22 protein-coding genes are annotated in these 20,930 nt (G+C 34.5%); 8 read left to right on the top strand and 14 right to left on the bottom strand.

What is annotated here, in order from left to right; genetic code table 11:
* Positions 1 to 17: 17 nt before the first annotated feature.
* The 8 genes from HMPREF2818_RS03450 to yfmF form a co-directional block, all read right to left on the bottom strand.
* On the bottom strand, positions 18 to 722 hold the full coding sequence (locus tag HMPREF2818_RS03450) for a transglycosylase SLT domain-containing protein (protein WP_001042655.1): 705 nt from the start codon (positions 720 to 722) through the stop codon (positions 18 to 20).
* 105 nt (positions 723 to 827) lie between these two features.
* Complete coding sequence (locus HMPREF2818_RS03455) at positions 828 to 1,367, bottom strand: aggregation-promoting factor (RefSeq protein WP_000029068.1); 540 nt, start codon at positions 1,365 to 1,367, stop codon at positions 828 to 830.
* A 215-nt stretch (positions 1,368 to 1,582) separates the two neighbouring features.
* On the bottom strand, positions 1,583 to 2,377 hold the full coding sequence (locus HMPREF2818_RS03460; RefSeq protein WP_000359358.1) for an energy-coupling factor transporter transmembrane component T family protein: 795 nt from the start codon (positions 2,375 to 2,377) through the stop codon (positions 1,583 to 1,585).
* Positions 2,370 to 3,212, bottom strand: coding sequence for an energy-coupling factor transporter ATPase (locus HMPREF2818_RS03465; RefSeq protein ID WP_000510606.1), 843 nt, complete (start codon positions 3,210 to 3,212; stop codon positions 2,370 to 2,372). Before HMPREF2818_RS03465 ends, HMPREF2818_RS03460 begins: the two co-directional genes overlap by 8 nt.
* Positions 3,188 to 4,027: an energy-coupling factor ABC transporter ATP-binding protein gene (locus tag HMPREF2818_RS03470; RefSeq protein ID WP_000181757.1), complete on the bottom strand. Its 840-nt coding sequence runs from the start codon at positions 4,025 to 4,027 to the stop codon at positions 3,188 to 3,190. Before HMPREF2818_RS03470 ends, HMPREF2818_RS03465 begins: the two co-directional genes overlap by 25 nt.
* Positions 4,027 to 4,569, bottom strand: a complete 543-nt coding sequence (gene pgsA / locus HMPREF2818_RS03475) for a CDP-diacylglycerol--glycerol-3-phosphate 3-phosphatidyltransferase (protein ID WP_000976003.1) — start codon at positions 4,567 to 4,569, stop codon at positions 4,027 to 4,029. The genes HMPREF2818_RS03470 and pgsA overlap by 1 nt, the downstream gene beginning before the upstream one ends.
* Before the next feature lie 122 nt (positions 4,570 to 4,691).
* Positions 4,692 to 5,975, bottom strand: a complete 1,284-nt coding sequence (gene yfmH, locus HMPREF2818_RS03480; RefSeq protein ID WP_000217755.1) for an EF-P 5-aminopentanol modification-associated protein YfmH — start codon at positions 5,973 to 5,975, stop codon at positions 4,692 to 4,694.
* 1 nt (position 5,976) lies between these two features.
* A complete protein-coding gene (yfmF, locus tag HMPREF2818_RS03485; protein ID WP_000706188.1) occupies positions 5,977 to 7,221 on the bottom strand; it encodes an EF-P 5-aminopentanol modification-associated protein YfmF in 1,245 nt (414 codons plus the stop codon).
* A 238-nt stretch (positions 7,222 to 7,459) separates the two neighbouring features.
* On the opposite strand from yfmF, the gene yaaA reads away from it, so the two are divergent.
* Together yaaA and recF are read left to right on the top strand one after the other, a co-directional pair.
* Positions 7,460 to 7,813: a S4 domain-containing protein YaaA gene (gene yaaA / locus HMPREF2818_RS03490; protein WP_000384871.1), complete on the top strand. Its 354-nt coding sequence runs from the start codon at positions 7,460 to 7,462 to the stop codon at positions 7,811 to 7,813.
* A gap of 2 nt (positions 7,814 to 7,815) precedes the next feature.
* Positions 7,816 to 8,925 (top strand): DNA replication/repair protein RecF, encoded by a 1,110-nt coding sequence (recF, locus tag HMPREF2818_RS03495; protein ID WP_000264863.1) that lies wholly within the window; start codon positions 7,816 to 7,818, stop codon positions 8,923 to 8,925.
* A gap of 11 nt (positions 8,926 to 8,936) precedes the next feature.
* Here recF and HMPREF2818_RS03500 read toward each other — a convergent pair whose 3' ends face one another.
* The 5 genes from HMPREF2818_RS03500 to HMPREF2818_RS03520 form a co-directional block, all read right to left on the bottom strand.
* Positions 8,937 to 9,803, bottom strand: a complete 867-nt coding sequence (locus HMPREF2818_RS03500) for a GRP family sugar transporter (RefSeq protein WP_000398683.1) — start codon at positions 9,801 to 9,803, stop codon at positions 8,937 to 8,939.
* Positions 9,804 to 9,858: 55 nt separating this feature from the next.
* The gene (locus HMPREF2818_RS03505; protein WP_001865840.1) at positions 9,859 to 10,521 is read right to left on the bottom strand and encodes a helix-turn-helix domain-containing protein; all 663 of its coding nucleotides are present in this window, start codon (positions 10,519 to 10,521) and stop codon (positions 9,859 to 9,861) included.
* 74 nt (positions 10,522 to 10,595) lie between these two features.
* On the bottom strand, positions 10,596 to 12,077 hold the full coding sequence (gene guaB / locus HMPREF2818_RS03510; protein ID WP_000073440.1) for an IMP dehydrogenase: 1,482 nt from the start codon (positions 12,075 to 12,077) through the stop codon (positions 10,596 to 10,598).
* A 156-nt stretch (positions 12,078 to 12,233) separates the two neighbouring features.
* On the bottom strand, positions 12,234 to 12,719 hold the full coding sequence (locus HMPREF2818_RS03515; protein ID WP_001034427.1) for an arginine repressor: 486 nt from the start codon (positions 12,717 to 12,719) through the stop codon (positions 12,234 to 12,236).
* Between the two features lie 9 nt (positions 12,720 to 12,728).
* Positions 12,729 to 13,409 (bottom strand): Crp/Fnr family transcriptional regulator, encoded by a 681-nt coding sequence (locus HMPREF2818_RS03520; RefSeq protein ID WP_000628851.1) that lies wholly within the window; start codon positions 13,407 to 13,409, stop codon positions 12,729 to 12,731.
* Between the two features lie 207 nt (positions 13,410 to 13,616).
* Between HMPREF2818_RS03520 and HMPREF2818_RS03525 the strand changes: the two genes are divergently transcribed.
* From HMPREF2818_RS03525 to arcC, 6 genes are all read left to right on the top strand, one after another.
* The gene (locus HMPREF2818_RS03525; RefSeq protein ID WP_000159980.1) at positions 13,617 to 14,321 is read left to right on the top strand and encodes a B3/B4 domain-containing protein; all 705 of its coding nucleotides are present in this window, start codon (positions 13,617 to 13,619) and stop codon (positions 14,319 to 14,321) included.
* A 266-nt stretch (positions 14,322 to 14,587) separates the two neighbouring features.
* A complete protein-coding gene (gene arcA / locus HMPREF2818_RS03530) occupies positions 14,588 to 15,820 on the top strand; it encodes an arginine deiminase (RefSeq protein ID WP_000194841.1) in 1,233 nt (410 codons plus the stop codon).
* Between the two features lie 5 nt (positions 15,821 to 15,825).
* Positions 15,826 to 16,257: a GNAT family N-acetyltransferase gene (locus HMPREF2818_RS03535; RefSeq protein ID WP_000772114.1), complete on the top strand. Its 432-nt coding sequence runs from the start codon at positions 15,826 to 15,828 to the stop codon at positions 16,255 to 16,257.
* 15 nt (positions 16,258 to 16,272) lie between these two features.
* The gene (gene argF / locus HMPREF2818_RS03540) at positions 16,273 to 17,286 is read left to right on the top strand and encodes an ornithine carbamoyltransferase (RefSeq protein ID WP_000195397.1); all 1,014 of its coding nucleotides are present in this window, start codon (positions 16,273 to 16,275) and stop codon (positions 17,284 to 17,286) included.
* A gap of 62 nt (positions 17,287 to 17,348) precedes the next feature.
* The gene (gene arcD / locus HMPREF2818_RS03545; protein WP_000410015.1) at positions 17,349 to 18,776 is read left to right on the top strand and encodes an arginine-ornithine antiporter; all 1,428 of its coding nucleotides are present in this window, start codon (positions 17,349 to 17,351) and stop codon (positions 18,774 to 18,776) included.
* A gap of 20 nt (positions 18,777 to 18,796) precedes the next feature.
* Positions 18,797 to 19,753: a carbamate kinase gene (gene arcC / locus HMPREF2818_RS03550; RefSeq protein WP_000237848.1), complete on the top strand. Its 957-nt coding sequence runs from the start codon at positions 18,797 to 18,799 to the stop codon at positions 19,751 to 19,753.
* Positions 19,754 to 19,862: 109 nt separating this feature from the next.
* Here arcC and trpS read toward each other — a convergent pair whose 3' ends face one another.
* Positions 19,863 to 20,888 carry a tryptophan--tRNA ligase gene (trpS, locus tag HMPREF2818_RS03555; RefSeq protein ID WP_000165475.1) on the bottom strand — a complete coding sequence of 342 codons (1,026 nt, stop codon included), beginning with the start codon at positions 20,886 to 20,888 and terminating at the stop codon, positions 19,863 to 19,865.
* Positions 20,889 to 20,930: the final 42 nt, after the last annotated feature.

Raw genomic sequence — 20,930 nt, forward strand, 5'->3', positions numbered from 1 at the left:
TAATTTATAGCTATTCACTAGTAACCCCAAGCTGATAAACCTTGAGCACGATAAGCTTTAATAGCTGAATTAACTTGATCCTGAACTGTAGCTGTTGAACCCCAACCTGGCATCGTTTGGAAAAGTCCTGAAGCTCCTGAGGCATTAGCAACATTAGGATTACCATTTGATTCACGGGCAATAATATGTTCCCAAGTAGACTGAGGGACTCCTGTTGCAGCAGCCATTTGTGCTGCAGCTGCTGAGCCAATAGCCCCTGCAGTATTTCCATTACTCAATACTTGGCCACTCGTCTGGTGTTGAGCAGGTCTATAAGTTGTCTCAGTAACAGCATAAGCTTGTTGTGCCTGACTGGTAGCAGGGGTGTTTTCTGTTACAACTGCTTGTTCTACAGCTGCCTCTTCACTCGCAGTAACTTGTTGCTGAGAATTAGCTTCTGTAGATTGAGAACTTGATTTTGGGGCTTCATTAGATGCCTGAGAAGGTTTTGGAGCCTGTTTTACATCTTCTACTTTTGATTTAGATGTCGCCTTAGTCATTTTTGATTTTTTGGCTACGCGAACTTTATCTGCTTTTGACAAAGATTCAGTAGTAACTTGTGAACTTTTAAAGATGACCATTACAGCCAAAATACATGAAAAAAGGGCTACTAAAGTGATAGCTCCATAAGCTAAATGATGTTTTTTTACATTCAATTTTGATAATTTTCTTCTTTTATTCATGTTACCTATATTATACTTTATTTGTTACCTTGCAATTGAATAGATGTTAAAAATATTACAAAGAGATTTAATTTTAAGTAAATCTCTTTGTTTTATCAACTTTTATTAATACCAGCCGTTACTATTCCAAAATGATAGCGCTGCCGACCAAGATCCGTAACGAGAAACCACATAATTGTCCGCTACTTTTTCTTGATTTTCAGGAGATAAGTCGCCATTTAGGTAAGATTGAGACAGTTGATATCTTCCATAATATTGTCCATTCTGTGCAGTATAACTACCATTTGATTCACGACGAGCTATTTCTTCTTTTGCGGCTGAATCACTTGAACTCAAATTTGATGAAGAATTCATTGAATTTTCAATTGTTGGTTGAGATTTTGCTTCTGCTTGACTAGCTGTAGAATTATCCAATTTTAAAACATCACCTATACTGATGACATCAGCGTTACTGATACTATTGAGAGACACTAACTCTTGTACCGTAGTTTTATGATTTTTAGCAATAGCTGATAAGGTATCACCTGATTTCACGGTATAAGATGCTGCGCTTACTGAAAGTGGTAAAGCTAATGAAGCACCCACTAAAAGACCTGCCACTCCTAATTTAAATGGTTTTGATTTTTTAACCGAGGTTATTGACATAATATATGCTCTCTTTCATTAATTGATACGCGTACTATCATACCTTGTAAATATTACTAATTGTTTTGCCTTAGATGAAATTTATTACAAATAAATTGTAAATTAATAAAGAAAAGGCCTCCAAAAAACAATTTTTAGTTTTCTTTAAGTAAAGTTGTTGAGCTTTTCACATTATATAAATGAAAAGGCTAAGACCATAAACTGATCTTAACCTTTTAATTTTTTAATAGAAACAAACTCAAACCCAATAATAACATAAGTAATATACTAAAAGTATCCCGAACAGTCCACTTCAATAAACGGTACTTACTACGATTGGCTCCGCCTTGATAACCTCTTGCTTCCATAGCAATTGCCAACGCATCTGCTCTTTTAAAACTAGAAGCAAATAATGGAATCAAAATAGGGATAATAGACTTAACCTTATGAATTAGGTTTCCCTCTCCAAAATCAACTCCACGAGCTCTTTGAGCATTCATGATACGTGTTGTATCATCCATTAAAGTAGGAACGAAACGTAAGCTAAGGGATAACATCAAACCAATCTCGTGTGCTGGTACTCTCAGTACTTCCAATGGTTTTAACAAAGATTCAACAGCATCTGCTAAACTTAACGGAGTAGTAGTTAAGGTAAGTAATGTCGAAAAGAAGATAATTAAAACAAATCTCATAAAAATAAGTGCTGCTTGTTGTAACCCAAGGCTAGTGATGCTAAAAATCCAAAACGAGAAGATAACCTGCCCGCCTTGTGCAAACAGCATCTGGAAGAGGGTTGTAAATAAAATAATACCAACCATCGGTTTAATACCATTGAAAAAATAGGAAAATTTTATCTGAGATAAACCCACAATAACCAACGTAAAAATGAATACGATCACATTTGTCACTACATTATTTGCCCAAAAAACAATAATGATAAAAAGCAACATGGCTAGTAACTTACTTCGAGGATCTAATTTATGAATGAGAGAATTACCTGGTATGTAACGTCCCAAAATCAATTTATCCATGCTTAATAGCCTCCACAAATTCGTTAATAGTAATTGGTAAACTAGGTAAATTTAATCCCTTATGAGATAGTCTTTGAGCAAACTTGGTGATTTTGGGAACTCCTAATTGTTTACTTTCTAAAAGTTCTACTTCTTGAAAAATCTGTTTTGGTTGTCCTGATAAGGTTACTTTCCCTGCTTCTAAAACATACACATAGTCAGCATAATCCGCTACATCGTCCATTAAGTGAGTCACTAAGACGATAGTCATTCCTTTTTTATGAAGATTTTTAAAAAGAGTCATTAATTCTTTTCTTCCCTTAGGATCAAGTCCAGCTGTTGGCTCATCCAGTACTAGTACTTTGGGTTCCATCGCTAAAATACCAGCTATAGCAACCCGCCTCATCTGCCCTCCAGAAAGTTCAAATGGATTTTTATCGAATAAATCCTCACTGATACCAACTAACCTTAATTTTTCTTCAGCCAGCCTTTCAGCTTCAATCTGAGAAATACCAAAATTTTGTGGTCCAAAAGCAACATCCTTTAAAACTGTCTCTTCAAAAAGCTGACTTTCTGGAAATTGAAAAACTAAACCAACTTTTTGCCTTATAAATTTGATTTCTTTGTTCTTGTCCCCTGCTTTAATAGAAAAATCATCGACAATTACCTCACCTTTTGTAGGAATATGTAAACCATTCAAAAGTTGCATAATAGTTGATTTTCCAGAACCTGTGTGCCCAATGAACGCGGTATAGGAAGCATCTTCAATTTTCAGATTGACGTCAAAAAGGGCACGCCCTTCAAAAGGAGTGCCGGCTTGATAGGTATAACTTACATTTTTAAATTCAATTCCCATAATTGTTCTTCTAATTCCTTCTCTGTAAGATACTCTGTCCCTATATCAAGACCATTAGCAGCCAGTTCTGCCATTAACCTACTTGTAAAGGGAACATCTAAACCTAAACTAATCAAACGATTTCCACGACCAAATAACGCTTTTGGAGTGGATGTCGACTCAACTTTACCATTTTTCATAACGATGACACGATCACTCAATGCAACTTCATCTAAGTCGTGTGTAATTGAAATAACAGTAAGATTATATTTTTGACGAATAGCTCGTATCGTTCTTATCAGTTCCAATCGTCCCTCAGGATCAAGCATACTAGTCGCCTCATCCAAGATGATAACTTGTGGACGCATAGCTACAGCTCCTGCAATGGCTACACGCTGCTTTTGTCCTCCAGATAAACGTGCAGGCTCCCTCATTTTAAATTCAGACATTCCTACCAAATCAAGTGCTTGGTCCACTCTTTCTTTCATGTCTTTCAAAGGAATACCTTTATTTTCCAAACCAAAGGCGACGTCATCTTCAACAGTTGCCCCTACAAATTGGTTATCAGGATTTTGAAATACCATGCCAATCTTGTGACGTAACTCCCAGACATTATCTTCGGTTAACTCTTGTCCATCAATGATAATCTGGCCAGACTCCGCCTCTAAAAGTCCATCTATTAAACGAACAGTAGTGGATTTCCCAGAACCATTATGACCAATAATAGATAGCCATTCTCCTTGTTTCACATGAAACGATACATTCTCCAATTGATAATGTGTTTGATTACTATCATATTTAAAAAAGAGATTATTAACGGTAATAATATTTGTCATTATTTAAAAGTATCCTTAAATAAGAAGCCTGCACCTTTAAAATAGTCGTAGCCTGAATACAAGGTAAAGAATAGAGCAATGTATAACATGATGTTACCAAGTGTCATCCAATGTACTAACAAAAAAATAACTGCAAACATTTGAGTAGCCGTCTTTATTTTCCCTGGCATAGCTGCAGCAAGTACTGTTCCACCTGTTTCAACTAAAAGTAAACGCAAACCTGTAACTGCTAACTCTCTACAAATGATAATAGCTGAAACCCAAGCTGGTGCTAAGTCTAGTCCAACTAACATGATAAAAGCACTCATAACTAGCATTTTATCAGCTAATGGGTCTGCAAATTTCCCAAAATTTGTTACTACTTGCCATTTACGTGCTAGATAACCATCTAGGTAATCGGTCAAACTTGCAATAGCAAATACAATAGCTGCAACAATATGCCAAGTTGTACTTGTTGTTACTGAAGTTAATACTATAAATAACGGAATCATTAAAATTCTGACTACAGTTAATAGATTCGGAATATTTTCTTTCTTCATCATAAATTCTCCTTTTGGAAACATAGTATTCCTATATTATGTTATTTCAAAACTAGTAAAAGACTTTTGACATACCAACTTTATAGATGTCTAAGCTTCCTTATTATATCAAAATTTCAGATTATTTACGAAGATTTTGGAAAAATAACGAAGTCAGATGTGTCAGCATTATATAAGAAATCCTTACCAATCGTAATGACATCTTCCAAATCTAATTCTTCAACGATAGATGGCAAATCCAAATACATCGTTTTTCCATCATATAAATAGGTGACGAATTGCATTGCGAGATTTTCAATAGAATCTAAGCTTCTTAAAAAATCGCCATAGAGCTCTCTCTTAACGTTTTTTAAGTGGCTTTCGGTAAGATCAGATGATTGCAAAGCATTTTTTAGCAATAACCTCAACTGAGTTGAAAAAGCAATTGGCTCTGTCGTATCTAAAGAAATAATAACGCACTCAAAATCTGGATGAACTTCAATTTCTATATCAAAAGAATCATCAATTTGACCAGATTCGTACCAGTCTTGGTTAATTGTAGAAGTCCATCCTAAAAGCATTGCAAAAAATAGCTGTAATCCGATTTTCTCTTTTAGGTAAGAACCATGTATCATATGATTTGATTTTCGATAACCAATAGCTAATTTAGGTTTTGTCACTGTCATATGGCAAGAGTTGTTTTTTATAACAGGCTCAAGGCTAATAGAATCTCGGTCAATATTCTGTGAGTAACTTGTGAAATGAGAATTTTTTTGAAGGTAAGTTATAATTTCTTGTGGACTAAATTGTCCAACAAGAACTAAATTCATATTAGACAACTGATAAAAGTCTTTGTGATTTTCTTGTAAATCGGTTAAGGTTATTTGAGAGATTGATTGGTAATCTCCAGCGATATCAAATGCTAATGGAGAGTTGGGGTAAAGGTTCGATAACACTCCTTGATAAAGCCTATATTCTGGGTCATCTTGATACATTTCAATTTCTTGTTTGATAATATCTTTTTCTTTAGTAATTGACTCTTCTGTAAAGTTTGTTGTCAATACAAAGTCAAGTAGTATATCTAAGCAGTTTGTAATGTGACTTATAGTTGAAAAATAAAAACTAGTTTTATCAAAAGTTGTAAAGGCGTTACTCTCGGCGCCATATTTAGTAAATTGAGTTGCAGCGTCTTGTCCTTTATCCAGTTCAAATAATTTATGTTCTAAGAAGTGAGCAATTCCTGCCGGATAATGTTCTACACAACCATTCCTCGTATATTTTGTATGGAGTGATCCAAAATTTGCTGTCAATACTCCAACAGTTTCCTTAAATGATGGCTTTGGAATAAGGTATACATTTAGTCCGCTCTCTAATGTTAACTTATATACTTCCTCCTGAAGGTTCTGATAAGTTATTTTATTAACTGTCATCCTAGTTTCCTTCCAAAAAATAAAAAGCTTGTAATTTTAATTTTGTTGCTACGCTGACAATATCTGATTTTGTTACATCGTCTACTTTGTCAATGAATAGTGCTGAAGTATGAAACTGATCTAAATAATGTTCATGATAAATGTGGTCAACTATGACCTTAGGATTATCAGAAGCTAAAACATAGTTCATTTTCAATATATCTTTTGTTTGTTTCAATAATGTAGAAGAAAACCTGCCCATCTTAATATTATTGAATTGCTTATTAATAAGCTTCAAAAAACGCTCACGATTCTCTTTATCAATACCTGCATATATCGTAAAGAGACCTGTAAAGCTGTCAAATTGACTACCTATAGTATAGGCTAAACCTTGCTTTTCTCGAATTTCTGTAAACAACAAGGAGTGGGCAAAAGCACCAAATAAACCGTTAAATACTATTAAAGCAAAATAATCTTCATCTTTATAAGTTATTGGAAGATGATAAGCCAATTGCATAATAGATTGATTAACGTCCTTATCTTCTACTTGACTTCTCGTTATATTTTCATAAGTCTGCGTATAATCAAAAGCTAATACTTTGTGACGTGGCTCAAATGCCATACGATTAAAAGCCTGAATCATTCGATAGTCATCAAAATCCCCTACGACAAAAATATCTAATTGATCTTCCTTAAGCATCTTCTGAAATTCTTGATAAGCTGTAAATGAATTTTCTGATTCCACTAAAGATGCTGTACCATACTTAGGTAAACGAAGTGTCTTATTATTGTAGAATAAAGATTTTAGTGCTAAGTCACTGCTATAAAAATTATCTTCAATATCAGCCTCTAAATATTGAATAAGGTTTTTCTTCTCAGTATCAAAAATAGATGTTTGATACTGTTCTAAAGAAATTAAAGGAGAAAACAGCATATCCTCCAAGAATGTAATAATTTGTTCAACGATATTTTCTTGTTCTAAAGTAAAGGTATTTTTAACAAATACAATATCAATATCAACAATGTGAACAAGACCCTTAGTAGAAATCTTAGTTGATAAACTAGCGCCATATAAGGAAGCTAACTTTTCTCGAAATTCTTGTACCTTAGGATACTTAGCATTTGCAGTAACTAACATTTGAGCAACGAGCGATCTACGTGCTACTGTTTTATTATTAAAATCACCTGAAAATCGAAAAGTAAGATGATTAGTCTTAAATTGTTGGTTTTTAATTAAATGTAGAGAAACGCCTTCAACTATTTTCATTCAATATCCTTTGTGTTCTGTATTGTTAGCTAAGATTATATCATTTTTAAAGGCGTTAAAAAAGATTAAACATCCAAGATATGATTAATTCTAAATTTCAATCTTCTTCAAAATTGACAAAGTCGTCAACCAATATTTACTCCCATTTTTTATACCTTGTCTCCATATCATAAGTTCAACTCAAAAAATAATTTTATGCTATAATGATGTGATATCTAAAATTGGAGATTAAAAAGTCATGGATTATAAATTATTTGATGAATATATTACTTTACAATCACTTCTAAAAGAGATTGGTATCATTCAAAGTGGCGGAGCCATTAAAAAATTTTTAGCGGATAATCGAGTATTGTTTAACGGTGACCTTGAAAATAGGCGTGGAAAGAAACTCCGCCTGGGGGATATTATTACTATTCCTGATCAAAATATCGAGATCATTATAAGGAAGCCATCAGATCAAGAAATTGAAGAACGTAATATAGAAATAGCTGAAAAACAGCGTGTTTCAGCAATCGTTAAAGAAATGAATAAAAACACCAACAAAGGTAAATCAAAAACTAGCAAAAAACCAGTTCGCTTTCCAGGGACATAAAAATGTGGATAAAAAATATTTCTTTAAAACATTATCGTAATTATGAAGAAGCACAAGTAGATTTTTCACCCAACCTCAATATTTTCATTGGCCGCAATGCTCAAGGAAAGACAAATTTTTTAGAAGCAATCTACTTCTTGGCTTTGACTCGAAGTCACCGTACCCGTTCTGATAAAGAACTTGTACATTTTAAACACCATGATGTACAAATTACAGGTGAGGTAATCCGCAAAAGTGGCCATCTTAACTTAGATATTCAATTATCTGAAAAAGGAAGAATCACTAAAGTTAACCATCTTAAACAGGCAAAATTATCTGATTATATTGGGGCTATGACTGTCGTACTTTTTGCCCCTGAAGATCTTCAATTAGTTAAAGGTGCACCTAGTCTAAGACGAAAATTTTTAGATATAGATATTGGACAAATTAAGCCAACGTACTTAGCTGAACTTTCAAATTACAATCATGTATTAAAACAAAGAAACACTTATCTAAAAACTACTAATAACGTCGACAAAACTTTTTTAACAGTCCTTGATGAACAATTAGCTGATTATGGAAGTCGTGTCATTGAACACCGTTTTGATTTTATCCAAGCCCTAAATGATGAAGCGGACAAACATCACTACATTATCAGTACTGAGTTAGAACATTTATCTATTCACTACAAATCGTCAATAGAGTTTACAGATAAGTCAAGTATTAGGGAACATTTTTTAAACCAATTATCTAAAAGCCACTCAAGAGACATCTTTAAGAAAAACACAAGCATCGGACCTCATCGTGATGATATTACTTTCTTTATTAATGATATCAATGCTACTTTTGCTAGCCAAGGGCAACAAAGAAGCCTTATTTTATCATTGAAATTAGCAGAAATTGAGCTAATAAAAACCGTTACCAACGATTATCCGATTCTCTTACTTGACGACGTCATGAGTGAACTTGACAACCATCGTCAACTAAAACTCTTAGAGGGAATCAAAGAGAATGTTCAAACATTTATTACTACAACAAGTTTAGAACATTTAAGTGCTTTACCTGATCAACTCAAAATCTTTAACGTTAGTGATGGTACTATTAGTATTAATGAAAAAAAAGCAACAGATTAATCTGTTGCTTTTTAATAAGATTTAACAATACCAAGTAATATAGCACCCATAACAAAACAAAGGATACCCATGACAACCCACTTCTGCTCTTTCTTCGTTTTTGTCTCACCTAAAAATAAAATACCACCAATAATAGAGATAATTACTCCAAGTTGAGAAAAACTAAAAGCAATTGCTAGCCCTGCTTTAGCTGCTGCCAATAACATGAAGACATTACCAACGCCCCACATGAGACCTGTAATCATATTTTTAACAACAACAGCCTCAAAGTTAACACGAAACTTCATGAAACAAATTGCACCTAGACACATTCCAACAGCCATGGGTAAAATAACGGCCATAGCGTCGAACTTCATAATGTTATTAAATAAAACTGCGTATGAGATGTAACCTACAGTTGAATAAGCAATTGTAGCAAATCCTTTTGAAAACTCTTGATGTGTTGCCAAAGCTTGTTCTGAGACATCACGTTTACTTGAGAAATAGAAGCCGATAACTAATAATGTCAACGCTGTCAATCCTAAAATAAATTGGATTGGCTTAGTCCATTCATGAAAGACTAAAGCACCAACTAGGCTTCCACCTACTAATTGTGCACCACTTGACAGTGGATTAGCAACAGAGACTCCCATATATTTCATTGCTTGGAATTGACCATTTTGGCCGACTGACCATAGGATACCACCTAAGATACCAAAAATCCACAATGAGGCAGTCATCTCTGGCTGTTTAAATAACCATACGATAATCGCAAATAGCAATGCTCCTAAAGTCATTCCAAATGTTTGTTGATTTGGACGTCCTCCAATTTTATTACTAACAAATCCAATACTTCCCCACGCAAACATGGGAATCAATGCAATAAGTAAACCTTCCAATTCTTTCTCCTTACAATGGAATATTAAGTATTACCTATTTTCAATCCTAGAGAATCTATTGACTAACTTTATTAGCAAGATCAGCAAATACTATAGCTTTATCAACACTATCTTTTTCCAAAGCTATAATGACTTGTTTTATCAATAAATTGACCAGTGATTTAGAATAAGGTAACTGTTCTTTAGTCATATTACTAATCTTATTTAAAATAACATCTTCAGGTAAAATATCTTGAAAATAGCAGATGACTTTGAAATAAAAATCATTGTACTGTGTCACACCATTCAGATAAGTAACTACCAGGTTAATCTCATCTTGAGGCAGCCTCATATTTAACCCTAAATTTGAAATAAAAAGTTTAGCCAATATTTTGAGAACATTGCTTTCTATTCTATCACAGGATTGTTGTTTTTGGAAACTGAAAATTCTCATGATATCTTCATTATCTCGATAAGATTCCAGTAAAGTTAATTGCTCTAAATCAGTATTAGAAGTTCCAGCCTTAACTTTTGAATCTAGAATGGATACTTCATTGATAGTTACCCCAACCTCCAACGTTTGTAAAGCTTTAATAAATTTATCAATACCTATTTGTGTCTCACCATTTTCAAAACGTGATAGAGTTGATTTTGATAATTGAGCACTTTTGGCTAGAGAACTTAGGGATATACCTTTGTCCTCTCTCAACTCTTTTAAAATTTTTCCATAATTTTTCATACAAAAACTTTACTATATTTGTTTCTTTTATGCAACAAAAAGCATCCTCATAGGGGATGCTTTTTGCCCTTATTTTAGTGTACTGAATAATTTGGTGCCTCATTTGTAATTTGAACATCATGGGGATGGCTTTCTTTCAAGCCAGCTCCTGACATTTCAACAAATTGAGCATTATCATGAAGTTCTTTTATGTTCGCTGCACCTACATATCCCATACCAGAGCGAATGCCACCAAGCATTTGGAAAACAATATCGGCTACTGAACCTTTGTATGCTACACGACCTTCAATACCTTCTGGAACCAATTTGTTAGCCTCGTTTACAGAACCTTGGAAATAACGATCGCTTGAACCTTTTTTCATTGCTGCAATTGAGCCCATACCACGGTATGTCTTGAACTTACGCCCTTGGAAAATTTCTGTTTCTCCTGGCGCTTCATCTGTTCCTGCAAACATTGAACCTAGCATAACTGCATTTCCACCTGCTGCAAGTGCTTTTACAATATCACCTGAATATTTAATACCACCATCAGCAATGATAGTCTTACCGTACTCACGCGCAACAGCCGCTGCATCGTAAATAGCTGTAATCTGAGGAACACCTACCCCAGCAACGACACGAGTCGTACAAATTGAACCTGGACCAATACCAACTTTAACGACATCCACACCTGCATCATAAAGTGCACGCGCTCCTTCTGCTGTAGCAATATTTCCCGCAATCAATGTGCGATTAGGGAAGTGAGCACGAATTTCAGCAATTTTACGGAGCACACCAGCTGAATGTCCATGTGCTGTATCAATGACAATAGCATCTGCACCTGCTTCAAACAAAGCTTCTGCACGTTCAAAAGTATCAGAGGTTACACCTACTGCACCTGCAACTAAGAGACGTCCAAATTCATCTTTTGCTGCCTTAGGAAATTCAATAACTTTTTCGATATCCTTAATAGTAATAAGTCCTGAAAGACGTCCCTCATCATCTACTAAAGGTAGCTTTTCAATACGATGCTCATGAAGAATACGCTCTGCAGTTTCAAGATCTGTACCAATAGGAGCTGTTACAAGATTTTGACTTGTCATGTGCTCTGAGATTAGTTGTTTATAATCAGAAATGAAACGCATATCACGGTTAGTAATAATTCCAACTAATTTACGATTCTCGAGTGTCTCTACAATAGGAACTCCACTAATGCGATAGTTTTGCATCAATTCCTCAGCTTCAGAGACAGTATTATCTGGTGTCAAGAAGAATGGGTCAATAATAACACCATTTTCTGAGCGTTTAACTTTACGAACTTCTTCTGCTTGATCAACTATTGACATATTTTTATGAATGATACCAAGCCCACCAGCACGTGCAATAGCAATAGCCATCTTACTATCTGTAACTGTATCCATTGCAGCTGTAATGATTGGAATGTTTAATGTCAAATTATCAGCCAACTTTGTCTTCATATCAACTTCATTTGGTAAAACATGGCTTTCAGCAGGAATAAGCAGAACATCATCAAAAGTAAAACCTTTTTTCAAAAACTTAGTATCCCAATTTGACATCAAAAAATCCTCTTTTCTTAGATAGTAGATATAAAAAATCCCATTAAAATTATATTGTTACTATCATATCACGCTAAAATCATTTGTCAATATAAAAAGAGCATAGAATTAATAGCTTCTAGCTCTTTAAAGTAATGAAAAAATCTTCTTAATTTTCTATTTTTTTGAGAAGAAGAAAGGCGGCGTATACTGACTTAATTTCTCAAAACACTTTTGAGCTTCTTCACTATTATTACAAATAATCAAACAAGTATCATCACCACAGACAGTTGCTAAGATCTCAGGTAATAAAATCGAATCTAATATGGAGCCAAAAGATTGAGCTAAGCCAGGTAGTGTCTTCAAAACGATTTGGTTTTGAACTGGAAACAGCATGACTAGGGCATCTTCCATGTAAAAACGTAACCGTTCTTCCCAACGCTTCTGAGATATACTATGAATCTCATAATAAGTTTCTGTAGCATTATCACTGCTTTCGTTAACCTTAATTAAATTAAGTTCCTTCATATCTCGAGATAATGTTGCTTGCGTCACTGAAACGCCATTTTTTTCTAGTAATTCCCTTAACTCATGTTGTGTACGCACCTTAGTCTCAGAGACTAAGGAACGAATTAATTGGTGTCTTGTTTCTTTTTTATTCATATAAACTCCTTATTCAATGAATTTCTTGAAATAATTTTTATTATTATAGAGAAGCTTCTTTCCTTTCATTTCAACGATATCTTTTTGGCGTAATTCCTTTAAAACATGACTAACTGTCTCGCGAGTAGTTCCGCTCATATTGGCAATTTCAATCGTTGTAATAGGAAAAGGTAAATGTCCCCTTTCTGTAGGAACTTGCAAAAGTAGAGTTGCAAGCGATTGGATAACTCTCATACTGGCACTTGAAGTCACCATATTACGAAGTCGTATTTCATGAACTCGTAATAGCTTAGAATATTTCCGACAAAGATGCTTCATTTGATTGATATTTTGAAGAGAGTATTCTTCGTATAAAGCCATTGGCAGAGAAAAATACTCAATATCCGTAATAGCCACTGCTGAAAAATGGTAATCATCATCCAAAAAGAGACCTCCATAAGGAAAAACCGTACCTTGTCTAACATAATCTGTATAAATGAAAGAACCAGAAGCGTCTGATTGTTCAATTTTTACATGTCCTGACTGGATTAAAAACAGTTTTTCACGGTAATCACCTTCAAAAAATAAGGTATGATTTTTTAGAGCTGTACGATGTTTAATGTGGCTCACAATATGGTCAAATTGTTCAATAGTAAAGTGTTTAAAATCATCTAGTTGTCTGAAATAAAAATATTGTTCTTTTGTAATCACCTGATTTTCTAGACCTTTCTAATCATTAGATGCGAACATTTTTTGTATAATGAAAATTTTTTAATGTATAAAATTTTCTTGTCACGATAAATCCTCCTTCATTATAGCAAAAAAATTCGTAGAAAGAACGTTTTTCGTTGAATTTTGAAAACGCTTTTGAGAAAATGTAATTGTTCTGATATCTTTTAAAAAAATTGAGAGGCCTTCATGACTAAATTTATTGTTGATTCATCGTACTGGAATTTGTTTCCAACTTCTAAAATTGGAGTAATCTTAATCAAAGATTATCACATGGACAGAAACCTTGAAACAGAACTTAAACAGTTACTGTCTGATAGTCATTCTTTAGCAAAAAAATATTTGCAAGAGAAAGAATTCAGTCAAAACAGAGTTATCCAAACTTATCGCAAAGCATATCAAACCTTTAAAACTAAAAAAGGTGCACGTTCAAGTATCGAAGCATTATTGAAGCGAGTTAATTCAGGAAACGAAATTACTAGTATAAATCCTCTAGTTGATATCTATAATGCCGCTAGCCTTAGGTTTGGATTACCTATTGGTGCTGAGGATAGTGATACATTTAGAGGTGATTTAAAACTAACTATTACCAATGGTGGTGATGAATTTTACTTGATTGGCGAAGATTTTAACAGACCAACTCTTTCAGGTGAGCTTGCCTATGTTGATGATGTTGGAGCAGTTTGCCGCTGTTTTAATTGGCGTGATGGAAAACGTACTATGATTACCGATAATACTCAGAATGCTTTTTTAGTTATCGAATTAATTGATAATGGAAGAGAAATTATTTTTAAAGAAGCGTTGGACTTTATCGCCACCAATACAAATCGTTTTCTAAAAGCTAAAACACAGACCATCATATTAGATAAAGAACACAGTGAAATAACGCTATAACATTAAAACGAAAAGTAAAAATTTTACTTTTCGTTATTTTTTTAGGTTAATAATTTCTCACTTTCCAACGATAAAAGAAAGAAATTGTATAGAAATCGCTTTCATTTCTATAAATTTAAATTTTTTTGGATATAATCGTGACATTCTTAACACTTTTAATGCGAATAACTTCCCTATTTTATATTCAAAAGAAAGTAGAATGTAAATGTAGATATAGAGATAAATCCTGTTTCAATACAAATCTCTAACTAAGAAAGGAGTAAAATATGACTCAAACACATCCAATTCATGTTTTCTCAGAAATTGGAAAACTTAAAAAAGTTATGCTACACCGTCCAGGTAAAGAAATAGAAAATCTGATGCCTGATTATTTAGAGAGACTCTTGTTTGATGATATCCCATTTTTGGAAGATGCACAAAAAGAACACGATGCGTTTGCACAAGCACTTCGCAACGAAGGAGTCGAAGTACTTTACCTTGAAAATCTTGCTGCCGAGTCGTTAACAAACCAAGAAATTCGTGAACAGTTTATCGATGAGTACATTGGCGAAGCAAATGTTCGCGGTCGTGCTACTAAAAAAGCTATTCGAGAATTATTACTCAATATCAAAGATAATAAAGAACTTATCGAAAAAACTATGGCAGGTATCCAAAAGTCTGAGCTACCTGAAATCCCATCTTCTGAAAAAGGTCTAACTGATCTTGTCGAATCTAATTATCCATTTGCCATAGATCCGATGCCAAATCTTTACTTTACACGTGATCCATTTGCAACTATTGGGAATGGAGTTTCATTAAATCATATGTTCTCTGAAACACGTAATCGCGAAACTTTATACGGTAAATATATCTTTACACATCACCCAGAGTACGGTGGAAAAGTCCCTATGGTCTATGAACGTGAAGAAACAACTCGTATTGAAGGTGGAGATGAGCTTGTCCTTTCTAAAGATGTCCTTGCCGTTGGTATCTCTCAACGTACTGATGCTGCCTCTATTGAAAAACTCTTAGTCAATATTTTTAAACAAAATTTAGGTTTTAAAAAGGTTTTAGCATTTGAATTTGCAAATAATCGTAAATTTATGCACCTTGACACAGTCTTTACAATGGTTGACTATGACAAGTTTACAATTCACCCAGAAATTGAAGGCGATCTTCGCGTTTACTCTGTAACTTACGAAAACCAAGATCTTCATATTGAAGAAGAAAAAGGTGATTTGGCAGATCTTCTAGCGAAAAACCTAGGAGTTGAGAAAGTGGAATTGATTCGTTGTGGGGGTGACAACTTAGTCGCTGCTGGACGTGAACAATGGAATGATGGTTCAAATACATTAACTATAGCACCAGGTGTCGTTATCGTTTACAACAGAAATACAATCACAAATGCAATCTTAGAGTCCAAAGGATTGAAATTAATTAAGATTAATGGAAGTGAATTAGTTCGTGGGCGTGGTGGACCACGCTGCATGTCAATGCCATTTGAACGTGAAGACCTTTAAAATTTATGAAGCTATTAGTCAATCACTTGCCTTACCAAAGAGCTGCAAGCCTATATATTCGCTTTTCTGTTTTCGTTATCGAAAGAAATATAAAAATGGAAGAAGAATTCGATGATAATGACGAGCAAGATACTATTTATGCTGTTCTTTATGATGGGAAACAGCCAGTTTCAACAGGACGCTTTCTTCCTGAAACTCAAACAGAAGCTCGTTTGACTCGAATTGCGACTTTAAAAGGTTATCGTGGTAACGGCTATGGTACCAAAATTATTATAGCACTAGAAAATTATGCAAAAGAAAATGGTTATCACTATCTAACTATACATGCTGAATTGACAGCAAAAGATTTCTACCAGACACTTGGGTATCAAGCTACTGGGAATATTTATATGGAAGACGGGGAAGCCTGTCAAACACTCGAAAAATATTTAATTTAAAGGAGACATTAACATATGACACAAGTATTTCAAGGACGTAGTTTCTTAGCAGAAAAAGATTTTTCTCGTGAGGAATTTGAATATCTTATTGATTTTTCAGCTCATTTAAAAGACCTTAAAAAACGTGGTGTTCCTCATCATTATCTTGAAGGTAAAAATATTGCTCTCTTATTTGAAAAAACATCTACTCGTACTCGCGCAGCCTTTACAACTGCAGCAATTGACCTAGGCGCTCATCCGGAATACCTTGGTGCAAATGATATTCAACTTGGTAAAAAAGAATCAACAGAAGATACTGCTAAGGTTTTAGGACGTATGTTTGATGGTATTGAATTCCGTGGTTTTAGCCAAAGAATGGTTGAAGAGCTTGCTGAATTTTCTGGAGTACCTGTCTGGAATGGTTTAACAGATGAATGGCATCCAACACAAATGCTAGCTGACTACCTTACTATCAAAGAAAACTTCGGTAAACTTGAAGGTATTACTCTTGTTTACTGTGGTGACGGACGTAACAATGTTGCCAACTCGCTTTTAGTGGCTGGGACTTTGATGGGGGTCAATGTACACATCTTTTCTCCAAAAGAACTTTTCCCTGCTGAAGAGATTGTTAAATTGGCTGAAGAATATGCCAAAGAGTCCGGGGCTCACGTTCTCGTTACTGATAATGTAGACGAAGCTGTAAAGGGAGCAGATGTCTTTTACACTGATGTCTGGGTATCGATGGGAGAAGAAGATAAGTTCAAAGAACGCGTTGAACTTCTTCAACCATATCAAGTAAACATGGAACTGATTAAAAAAGCTAATAATGATAATCTTATCTTCTTACACTGCTTACCTGCATTCCATGATACAAATACCGTTTACGGCAAAGACGTCGCTGAAAAATTTGGCGTCAAGGAAATGGAAGTTACTGATGAAGTCTTCCGTAGCAAATATGCTCGTCATTTCGACCAAGCTGAAAATCGTATGCACACTATTAAAGCTGTAATGGCTGCAACCCTTGGAAATCTTTTCATTCCAAAAGTTTAAATTAAACGACTATAGGGAGTTGACATATAGTCAATTCCCTATTTTAGGAAATGAGGTATAAAATGGAAAAAGAAAAAAAATTAGGTCTTTTACCACTAACAATGCTTGTCATTGGCTCTCTTATCGGTGGCGGAATCTTTGATTTAATGCAAAATATGAGTTCCAGAGCCGGTTTGGTACCAATGCTTATTGCTTGGGTAATTACTGCTATCGGGATGGGGACTTTCGTTTTAAGTTTTCAAAATTTATCTGAAAAAAGGCCGGACCTAACAGCTGGAATCTTTAGTTACGCTAAAGAGGGGTTTGGAAACTTTATGGGATTTAACTCTGCATGGGGTTATTGGTTATCAGCTTGGCTTGGAAATGTTGCCTACGCTGCACTCTTATTCAGTTCACTCGGTTATTTCTTTAAATTCTTTGGTAATGGAAATAATATCATCTCAATTATTGGAGCAAGTATAGTTATTTGGGTTGTCCATTTCTTAATTTTAAGAGGTGTTAATACAGCTGCATTTATTAATACCATAGTTACCTTTGCAAAATTAGTACCTGTTATTATTTTCTTAATTTCAGCGTTATTAGCTTTCAAATTTAACATTTTTAGTCTTGATATCTGGGGAAATGGATTACATCAATCAATTTTCAACCAAGTCAATTCAACTATGAAAACCGCTGTTTGGGTATTTATTGGTATTGAGGGCGCCGTTGTCTTCTCAGGTCGTGCTAAAAAACACTCTGATATTGGTAAAGCAAGTATCCTAGCATTATTCACTATGATTTCACTTTATGTATTGATTTCTGTTTTATCACTTGGTATCATGTCACGTCCAGAACTTGCAAACTTAAAAACACCAGCTATGGCTTACGTTCTAGAAAAGGCTGTTGGTCACTGGGGCGCTATCTTAGTTAACCTTGGTGTTATCATTTCAGTATTTGGCGCTATTCTTGCTTGGACTTTATTTGCAGCAGAATTACCATATCAAGCTGCTAAAGAAGGTGCTTTTCCTAAATTCTTTGCAAAAGAAAATAAAAACAAAGCTCCAATCAATTCACTCTTAGTCACTAATCTTTGTGTACAAGCATTCTTAATCACGTTCTTATTCACACAAAGTGCTTATCGTTTTGGTTTCGCATTAGCATCATCTGCTATCTTAATTCCTTATGCTTTTACAGCACTATATCAATTACAATTCACACTCCGTGAGGATAAGTCAACTCCAGGACATCAAAAGAATTTAATTATCGGTATCCTCGCTACAATCTATGCTGTTTACCTTATCTACGCTGGTGGTTTTGATTACTTACTTTTGACAATGATTGCTTACACTCTAGGTATGATTCTCTATATTAAAATGAGAAAAGATGACAAGCTTCCTATCTTTGTGGGATATGAAAAAATTAGTGCCATTGTCATTCTAGCGCTTTGCTTATTATGTATTATTGAAATTATGACTGGACAAATTGACATTGCTGCAATCCTAGCAGGTTAGTCATTAGAAAGAGGGATAAATTGGTAAAAGAACATCAAAAAATCGTAGTTGCCTTAGGTGGCAACGCTATTCTATCAACAGATGCTTCAGCAAAAGCACAACAAGAAGCATTAATCAACACATCAAAATCACTGGTCAAACTGATTAAAGAAGGCCATGATGTCATTGTTACTCATGGAAATGGTCCCCAAGTTGGTAACTTATTGCTACAGCAAGCAGCTTCAGATTCTGAAAAGAATCCAGCAATGCCTTTGGATACTTGTGTTGCCATGACAGAAGGAAGTATTGGTTTTTGGTTACAAAATGCTCTTAACAATGAATTACAAGAACAAGGCATTGACAAAGAGGTTGCAACAGTGGTAACTCAAGTTATTGTAGATGAAAAAGATCAAGCTTTCACTAATCCAACAAAACCTATTGGCCCATTCTTATCTGAAGAAGATGCCAAGAAACAAGCCCAAGAAACAGGTTCAAAATTTAAAGAAGATGCTGGCCGTGGATGGCGTAAAGTCGTTCCTTCACCAAAACCGGTTGGTATCAAAGAAGCTTCTGTTATTAGACGGTTAGTGGACTCTGGTGTGGTTGTTATTAGCGCAGGTGGCGGAGGTGTACCAGTTATTGAAGATGCTAATACAAAGGCATTAAAAGGGGTTGAAGCTGTTATTGACAAAGACTTTGCCAGTCAAACTTTATCAGAACTTGTTGATGCTGACTTATTCATCGTCTTAACTGGCGTTGACAACGTTTTTGTTAATTTTAATAAACCTAATCAAGAAAAATTAGAAGAAGTTACTGTTTCACAAATGAAACAATATATCACTGAAAATCAATTTGCCCCTGGAAGTATGCTACCAAAGGTCGAAGCTGCGATTGCTTTTGTTGAAAATAAACCTGAATCACGAGCTATTATTACTTCACTTGAAAATATTGATAATGTTTTAGCCCAAAATGCAGGGACACAAATTGTTGCAAATTAAACAATGTAGATTACCATTACATACACTCCTTATTAATGTCACTCCTTAGGCATTCCTATAATAAAAGAGAGCTAGATATATCTAGCTCTCTTTTATTATAGGACATATATTATTTAAAATAGTTCAAACCCATGGCTGATTTAACCTCATCCAAAGTAGAGGCTGCAACAGCTTGAGCTTTCTCACTACCTTTTTGTAACATTTGATAAACTTGTCCCATATCTTTAGCATATTCGAGGCGACGTTCTCTAATAGGTGATAATTCACGCTCTAAGATATCAAGTAGATAACGTTTTGTTTTAACATCCCCAAGTCCACCTTTTTGATAGTGTTCTTTCATAGCAGTAATCTCTTTTTGGTCTTCATCTCTTCCAAAAACATCAAGGTAATGAAATACCATATTACCTTCGATTTGTCCTGGTTCTTCTACTTTAATGTGGTTTGGATCAGTATACATACTCATAACTTTTTTCTTAACTGTATCCATATCATCTGCTAAAAAGATTCCATTATTTAATGACTTAGACATTTTTGCATTACCATCTAACCCTGGCAGACGACCTGCTGCATCATTTTCTGGATAGATTCCCTCTGGTTCAACTAAAACCTGACAATTATAAGCATGATTGAAAGATCTAACTATTTCACGTGTTTGTTCAATCATTGGTTTTTGGTCAGTCCCTACAGGAACAAGGTTAGCTTTAAAAGCGGTTATATCAGCTGCTTGTGCAACAGGATAAACTAAGAATCCTGCTGGAATAGACTCACCAAAACCTTTTTGAGCAATTTCTGTTTTTACAGTTGGATTACGTTCTAAACGTGCAAGTGAAACCAAGTTCATATAATACATACTTAATTCTGCTAACTCAGGAATTTGACTTTGAATGAATAAAGTCGACTTGTTTGGATCTAACCCAACAGCTAAATAATCAAGTGCAACATTACCAATTGATTCAACAATAGTTTGCGGATCTTTAGCATGGTCTGTCAGTGCTTGTTGGTCTGCTAAAAAGACAAATAAAGTATAGCTACCCTCATTTTGAAGTAGAACTCTATTTTTTAAGCTACCTACATAATGTCCAATATGCAACTTTCCTGTCGGTCTATCACCTGTTAAGATAATTGGTTTTGTCATGTTTACTCCTTAATATACCAAAGATATCATTTCATATAGTTA

Source organism: Streptococcus sp. HMSC076H09 (assembly GCF_001811765.1).
Taxonomy (GTDB): domain Bacteria; phylum Bacillota; class Bacilli; order Lactobacillales; family Streptococcaceae; genus Streptococcus; species Streptococcus agalactiae.